This is a genomic window from Eubacterium aggregans (genome assembly GCF_900107815.1).
Classification (GTDB): domain Bacteria; phylum Bacillota; class Clostridia; order Eubacteriales; family Eubacteriaceae; genus Eubacterium_O; species Eubacterium_O aggregans.
The window spans coordinates 1-6,915 of record NZ_FNRK01000043.1 but is presented as its reverse complement, the minus strand read 5'-3'; the positions used below and the strand labels follow the sequence as shown (position 1 = coordinate 6,915).

General features: G+C 41.2%; 10 protein-coding genes. 7 read left to right on the top strand and 3 right to left on the bottom strand.

The window, feature by feature from the left end:
- Positions 1–525: 525 nt before the first annotated feature.
- From BLW33_RS13635 to hcp, 4 genes are read left to right on the top strand one after another with little or no spacing between them, the layout of a single operon-like run.
- Entirely contained in the window at positions 526–840 is a 315-nt protein-coding gene (locus tag BLW33_RS13635) for a cupin domain-containing protein (protein ID WP_090309958.1), read from the top strand.
- Positions 841–890: 50 nt separating this feature from the next.
- On the top strand, positions 891–1,433 hold the full coding sequence (locus BLW33_RS13630) for a hemerythrin domain-containing protein (RefSeq protein ID WP_090309955.1): 543 nt from the start codon (positions 891–893) through the stop codon (positions 1,431–1,433).
- Between the two features lie 40 nt (positions 1,434–1,473).
- Complete coding sequence (gene rd / locus BLW33_RS13625) at positions 1,474–1,638, top strand: rubredoxin (RefSeq protein WP_090309953.1); 165 nt, start codon at positions 1,474–1,476, stop codon at positions 1,636–1,638.
- Between the two features lie 15 nt (positions 1,639–1,653).
- Positions 1,654–3,282 (top strand): hydroxylamine reductase, encoded by a 1,629-nt coding sequence (gene hcp / locus BLW33_RS13620; protein ID WP_090309950.1) that lies wholly within the window; start codon positions 1,654–1,656, stop codon positions 3,280–3,282.
- 142 nt (positions 3,283–3,424) lie between these two features.
- Here the strand turns inward: hcp and BLW33_RS13615 are convergent, their stop codons facing one another.
- Genes BLW33_RS13615 through BLW33_RS13605 form a run of 3 tightly spaced genes read right to left on the bottom strand, consistent with a single transcriptional unit; the run spans position 3,425 to position 5,264 of the window.
- Positions 3,425–4,057, bottom strand: a complete 633-nt coding sequence (locus tag BLW33_RS13615) for a 4Fe-4S binding protein (RefSeq protein ID WP_090309948.1) — start codon at positions 4,055–4,057, stop codon at positions 3,425–3,427.
- On the bottom strand, positions 4,054–4,785 hold the full coding sequence (locus BLW33_RS13610; protein ID WP_090309945.1) for a permease: 732 nt from the start codon (positions 4,783–4,785) through the stop codon (positions 4,054–4,056). The genes BLW33_RS13615 and BLW33_RS13610 overlap by 4 nt, the downstream gene beginning before the upstream one ends.
- Complete coding sequence (locus BLW33_RS13605; protein WP_090309943.1) at positions 4,782–5,264, bottom strand: permease; 483 nt, start codon at positions 5,262–5,264, stop codon at positions 4,782–4,784. Before BLW33_RS13605 ends, BLW33_RS13610 begins: the two co-directional genes overlap by 4 nt.
- Before the next feature lie 87 nt (positions 5,265–5,351).
- Between BLW33_RS13605 and BLW33_RS13600 the strand changes: the two genes are divergently transcribed.
- From BLW33_RS13600 to BLW33_RS13590, 3 genes are all read left to right on the top strand, one after another.
- Positions 5,352–6,020 (top strand): Crp/Fnr family transcriptional regulator, encoded by a 669-nt coding sequence (locus tag BLW33_RS13600; RefSeq protein ID WP_090309940.1) that lies wholly within the window; start codon positions 5,352–5,354, stop codon positions 6,018–6,020.
- A gap of 320 nt (positions 6,021–6,340) precedes the next feature.
- On the top strand, positions 6,341–6,604 hold the full coding sequence (locus BLW33_RS13595) for a transposase (RefSeq protein WP_242911692.1): 264 nt from the start codon (positions 6,341–6,343) through the stop codon (positions 6,602–6,604).
- Between the two features lie 63 nt (positions 6,605–6,667).
- Positions 6,668–6,915 (top strand): transposase (locus BLW33_RS13590; RefSeq protein ID WP_143032624.1); only part of this gene is annotated, 248 nt, incomplete at its 3' end.

Genomic DNA, 6,915 nt, shown 5'->3' with positions numbered 1-6,915 from the left:
AGGTATACATTGTATCAAGATTGATGTTGAGGCGTTCAGATGCTGGCCGTGCGCCAATTTCTTGAGATAGCTTGACAGCCTCTGCTCTGAATTCGGGTGTGTATTTTTTTGCCATTTGGGTGTACAGTCCTCTCTGTTTTCTTTATTTTATCATTTCCTTGTCGTTTTGACTGTACTTTTATGATAACACTCCATAGAGTAAATATATAATTTTTCCGAGAAGCTCTTCGGAAAACCTTCGGGAAGGGCGGATGCCGATAATTCGTGTTAGCAAATTATATTTCTATAATTTCAGACAAAATATTGTATAATACGCATATTTGCGTTATACTATATTTAAAGTTTATTGGTTACCTCTGTCCTTTTGCCAAAAAGATGAAAGAACTGATACAAAAGGATTTGCCGGATCATATAAAGTACTTGGATTATACACATTAATTGTGCATAACTATTTTGTTGCAATTACAACATACGAGTTTTGTTACTGCATGGTATAATTAACATAAAAATGAGGAGGAGTAATTTATGGTCGAACAGATATTTAGTCTGTCAAGAGGTAATGAAAAGGCAGTCGAGAAAGTTATTTTTGATGAGAACCTACACTATCTACACATGGTGTTTAACAAAACAGAGGGCTTACCGGAACACTTTTCAAACTCGAACGTGTATATGACTGTTGTTCGCGGAAAGCTTTCTATAGGCTTGAATGATCAGGAGATACATGAATATGAAGCCGGTACTCTGCTAAAAATCCCGTTTCAAACAAAAATGAATGTTAAAAACCTGAATGAGGAAACATTGGAGCTAATCGTCGTAAAGGCACCTGCTCCGAAAGTCTGATGGACAGGCTTACTGACCACTTCATTATCTGTTTTTAAGGAGGATAAAAAATGGGAAAAGCAACACAAGATCTTCGGAAGGAACACGAGGCAATCCTTTATGTTTTGCAAATACTTGATAAAATGATGGAGTCTGATAGCCTAGGTGCTGAAAACATGCTCCGTTATTACGGTGAGGTGGTTTATTTTCTCAAGATATTTGCGGATAAATGCCACCACGGCAAAGAGGAGAATTACCTATTCAAAGAACTGGTTAACAAGGGAATCTCTAACGAAGGCGGTCCCGTCGGTGTCATGCTTCAGGAGCACGCTCAAGGTAGAGACTATATTGCGCAAATGTCAAAAAGCGTCGACGATCAGAACATCAGCGGCTTTAATAACGCAGCTGTTCAATACCGCGACCTGCTGCGCAGGCATATCGACAAGGAAAATAATGTGCTTTTCATGATGGCGGATAATGTGATTGATGAACAAGCACAAAGCGTTCTGTTTGAACAATTCGAGCAGTATGAAGAGACTGTCATAGGACATGGCATCCATGAAAAACTGCACGCCATGATCGACACCTGGGCAGAAGCTTTTGACGTGGAATGAAAATTCTATAGATAACATTTGGAGAGGAGATAAAGAGAAATTGAAGAAATATCGTTGTATTCCTTGTGGGTATATATATGACCCGGAAATCGGTGATCCCGATGGTGGTATTGCGCCTGGTACTGCGTTTGAAGATATCCCCGATGATTGGCAATGCCCGATTTGTTTTGTAAGCAAGGACGAGTTTGAAGTTGTTGAAGAATAATAGGAGGAAAACTAAATGAGTATGTTTTGTTATCAATGTCAGGAAACCGCAGGAGGAAAAGGTTGTACGATACGCGGTGTATGCGGAAAAACCGAAGAGGTTGCAAGGCTTCAGGATCTTTTGATTTATACATTGAAAGGTATTTCGGAAATTGTTGTCAAGGGAAAGCTGGATATAAAAAACCTTGGCAAAACGAATTACGAAATGCTTAACAGTCTTTTCATGACAATCACCAACGCTAATTTTGATGATGGGTCAATTGAAAAACAAATTTTGAAAATGATTGCTGTTCGAGACGAACTCAGAAAAACTGTTAAGGTTCAAGAATTACACGATGCTGCAATCTTTACTGTGGATTCAAGGGCTTCAATGCTGGAAAAGACTGCTTCTGTAGGGGTGCTGGCAACAAAAAATGAAGATGTACGCTCCCTTCGTGAGATGATCACATATGGACTTAAGGGTATGGCTGCCTATACGGAACATGCCAAGAACATCGGCAAGGAAAGTTTGGAGATCAGTGCCTTTATATATGAGGCACTTGCTGCGATATTGGACGATTCCCTAACCGCCGACGACCTTGTTGCGCTAACGCTGAAAACCGGCGAATACGGCGTTAAGGCAATGGCGTTGCTGGACGAGGCAAACACGTCACGGTACGGCAATCCTGAAATTACTGAAGTCAACATTGGCGTCAGGAAAAATCCTGCGATTCTGATATCCGGCCATGATCTGACCGACCTCGAACAATTACTGGAACAGACCAAGGGTACCGGCGTAGATGTGTATACGCACAGCGAAATGCTGCCTGCCCACTATTATCCCGCATTTAAGAAGTACGATAATTTTGCCGGTAACTACGGCAACGCATGGTGGAAGCAAGTAGACGAGTTTGGACCATTCCATGGCCCCATCTTGTTTACTACCAACTGCATTGTTCCACCGAGAAGCGAAGAAATTAGAAGCAGGATCTTCACTACAGGATCTACTGGATATCCGGGCTGCAATCGTATTGAAGCTGACGAAAACGGCAAAAAGGACTTTTCTGAAATTATCGCTCTGGCAAAAACTCTTCCTGCTCCCGATGAAATTGAGACCGGTTCTATTGTCGGAGGTTTTGCTCACAACCAAGTTTTAGCTTTGGCCGACAAGGTTGTCGATGCTGTAAAAACCGGAGCAATCAAAAAGTTCTTCGTTATGGCCGGATGTGACGGCAGGATGAAGTCGAGAGCGTATTACACCGAGTTCGCCGAAAGGCTCCCCAAGGACACGGTTATTCTCACCGCAGGCTGCGCGAAATACCGTTACAACAAGCTGAAACTTGGCGATATCGGCGGGATTCCAAGAGTTCTCGATGCCGGACAGTGCAATGACTCCTATTCGCTTGCCCTCATCGCGCTTAAGTTGAAAGAAGTATTCGGTCTTGATGATATTAATAAGCTGCCAATCGCGTTCAATATCGCCTGGTATGAGCAGAAGGCCGTCATTGTTCTTTTGGCGTTGCTGTATCTGGGTGTGAAGAATATCCATCTCGGGCCTACTCTCCCAGGCTTCCTGTCTCCAAATGTTGCGAAGGTTCTGGTTGAGAAGTTTGGCATTGCTGGTATCGGCACTGTAGATTCCGACATTGAATTGTTTATGGCTTAATATCAAAAAAAACAAGTCCCGCCGATATGGTATTTACCTAACGGCGGGACTTATAAATATCCGAGATCAATCATGACAAATCTGTTCACTGCTGCGCAAAGTTGAAACATATGTTAATCGCAGGTTCTAGAGTCCAATATGTTTATGCTCTATGCTTACCGTAGTGAATGGCACTTTTGGGGCAAACCTGCTGACAGTTTGTGCATTGATGGCACAATGCGGTTTTTATAATTGCCTTTTTATCCTCTGAGGAAACTAGGATTGCATTCGAAGGGCAAACTTTTCTACATAGTTTACAGCCGACGCAAGCATCCTTATCAACTTTTTCAGAAAACCTTGCAAAACGGCCAAAGGTCCTTTGCAAAGCGCCAAACGGGCAGATGAGATTATGAAATACTTCTGGTTTATATCTGAGTGTGATGAGTACCGATACAACCAGCCAGAAAGGCAGAATCGGCAGGTCAATATGCAGCAGTCTTTTTGAAAGCAGCATCATCACTATACTGATAAATAGAGTAATCCATGTTAAATATCCGCTTTTCAGCCACTTAGGGGTATTCGGTGTTTGAAGCTTCAGCTTTTTGGACAGCCATTCGGTGGGGATCATCAGAGTATTCATAGGGCAAACATACCCGCAGTAAATCCTGCCGAAAATCAGAGCGACAACCAGGCTTGCTCCGAACAACGCAAGCCAAAGTACTACTTTTCCATTTGCCAGAAGGAAGATAAAAAGAGCGAGAAACAGTATGCGAATAATGCTGGCTAAGTATTTCATGATACTATTTCCTCCTTGTTCAGAATAATTGCTTTAGATGGACACTTTTCGATAGATTCTTTGAGAGCCAGCACCGCTTCCTTCCCTTCGGGCATTTTCGTGACTACAGCTTTGTTTTGGTTCATTTCATAGTACTCAGGGAGGAGCTTTACACAGAGACCGCAACCGATGCAATAATCTTCTTTAATCTCCAGTGTTTCCGCCTTTTTCGAATCAACAGGTAAATCCTTCTTTTTTACAATCATGCCGGTTATATAAGCCATTACGAATATCACGATAACCGTAAGCACCCATCTGATAATCATGAAATTTACACCAAGGAACTTTGCCTCGTTAGCAAGCATGGGAACTTTGATGACTGCCCAAGAGCTTAATATAATAACGATGTTGGATATACTTGCACCTTTCCCAAGCAGAGTCTTGCTGATAGGAAATGCGGCGTAAATGGGACCGGCCGAGATACTTCCCAGTAATAGAGCAAGCAGGTTGCCCCTAAAACCTGATTTTTCTCCGAACCCTCGCATGATCATTTCTTTCGGAACCAGAGCTTCAATAACAACGGTGAGTAAGAATATAACTGGCAGTACCTGAAGCATTTCGACTAGATAATAAACGCTGTTGCCAATCGATTTTATTGCCTTATCGGGCGATATAACTAGTATCACAAGGTATGCGAGTGCAACAAGAAAAAGCAGCTTGTTCTTCTTTACTATTGAAACAGCCTTCACAAAATCACCCCCATCGTAAGTGCGATCACAATCGCAAATCCAAAGCTAAGAGCGTTTCTGGTAAGCGCAAATTTTGTCCCGAACTCTTTCTTTTCGAGCGGGAAAGTTACAATTCCAACCATTGTGAGAGTTGTAAGAAATGCAACTGCCGGTACAATGCTCGCACCAACATCAACTAAAGATCCAACCAACGGAAACGCAACAAAAGCCGGTATAAGGGTAATACTCCCAACAAGTGCTGAAACAACTGTTGACACAAATGTGTTTGCCGAACCTAAAACTATTTTTATTGTTTCAGGCGGGATGAATGTCAGGACAAGACCGATTAAAAATATGATGGCTACAATTTCACCTAACATATTTCCCATCATACCCTTTGATTTTTTCATTGCAGCAAATGTTTTCTTCTTATCCTTTATGAGTGAAATAACGGTAAGAACAATTGCTATTATCCAGAACGCAATTGTAAATATATCCATACTTAACCTCCTTCTATTGCTATAACCCTATTATAATGATAGAATAAGCAAAAAGGTGTTACCAATGTAACACCTCGGGAGTATGTCATGAAAAAATATTTTGAACTAATGCGAGAGATTGATCTTATAAAATCAATAAAGCCTCAGGAAATTGATTCGTACTTAACTGAAGGAAGCTGTAAAATAACCCAGTATGGGAAAAACAATATTGTTCATTTTGTTGGGGAAGTCTGCTCAAAGCTTGAGATCATTCTCTCTGGGAAAGTGGTTATTGAGCGTATTGACGAGTCTGGCAATCTAATGACAATAGCGGAGTTTTTTGGCGGTGATGTTCTTGGCGGCAATCTGATGTTTTCAAAAAATCCATATTACCCGATGACCGTCACGGCCAAAGAAGCTACATTGATTTTAGAGATAAACAAGGATCGTCTGTTCAGTTTGTTTTCAGATAATCATGAATTTCTAAAGAGCTATCTTGAGTATGTATCGGACCACACGGTCATCCTTGGTGATAGGATAAAGCACTATGTGAACAGGACAATCCGTGAGAGCATCGTGAGCTATCTGGATTATGAATGCAAAAAGCAAAATTCAAATATAATCAAACTTAGTATGACAAAAAAGGCGTTGGCTGAAAGAATCGGAGTTCAAAGGACATCTTTATCCAGAGAACTTGCCAAAATGAGAGCGGAGGGATTGATAGAATTCGACTCTGTCTCTATTAAGCTGTTACACAATTTCCTGAATAAACATTAATCAAATCAGGATTCCTGTTGATATATTCCCGCGAACAGAAATGACCCATAAATACCCTATAGACATGTTCCCTTGCACGGAAAATCAACCGAACACCTCGACAAAAGGAATATGGTGAGCTGCCATTAGCTTGGTATCACAGCCTTGAAACCGCTTGTACAGTATGTTTTTGAAAAGGAGCTGCGCTCATTGGTTTGCCACCCGCTGCCGAACTCCTTTCAAAGCTCATTTTCACCGGCACCTAGTGCTAGTATATAAGTATAGACATAAAAAGTTGAACACCTTATAATAAATAGCGTATAGTAAAGGAGAAGTTCAACATGGCAAAGGATCAAAAGAAGTATACCCAAGAGTTTAAGCAACAACTTGTGGATCGATACAATACAGGAAATTATTCATTTCCGAAGTTATCCAGCGAATATGGCGTAGCAAAATCAACGATTCTAAACTGGGTGAGAAATTTAAGCCCAATCCAGGTATCAGAAACAGAAATCATCTCAGTGAAGGAGTATAAAGCACTTCAAAAGAAAATGAGAGACCTTGAAATCGAGAATGAAATATTAAAAAATGGAGTGTTATCATAAAAGTACAGTCAAAACGACAAGGAAATGATAAAATAAAGAAAACAGAGAGGACTGTACACCCAAATGGCAAAAAAATACACACCCGAATTCAGAGCAGAGGCTGTCAAGCTATCTCAAGAAATTGGCGCACGGCCAGCATCTGAACGCCTCAACATCAATCTTGATACAATGTATACCTGGATTAGCAAGGCGAAGCATCATCAAAGCGAAGTTGATGCCTTAATCCAGAAAAAAGGTGGTACGGTCGCCCTGGCCGATGAAAACAATCAACTAAGGCGTAGACTTCGGGAACGTGAAGAAGAAATCGAAAT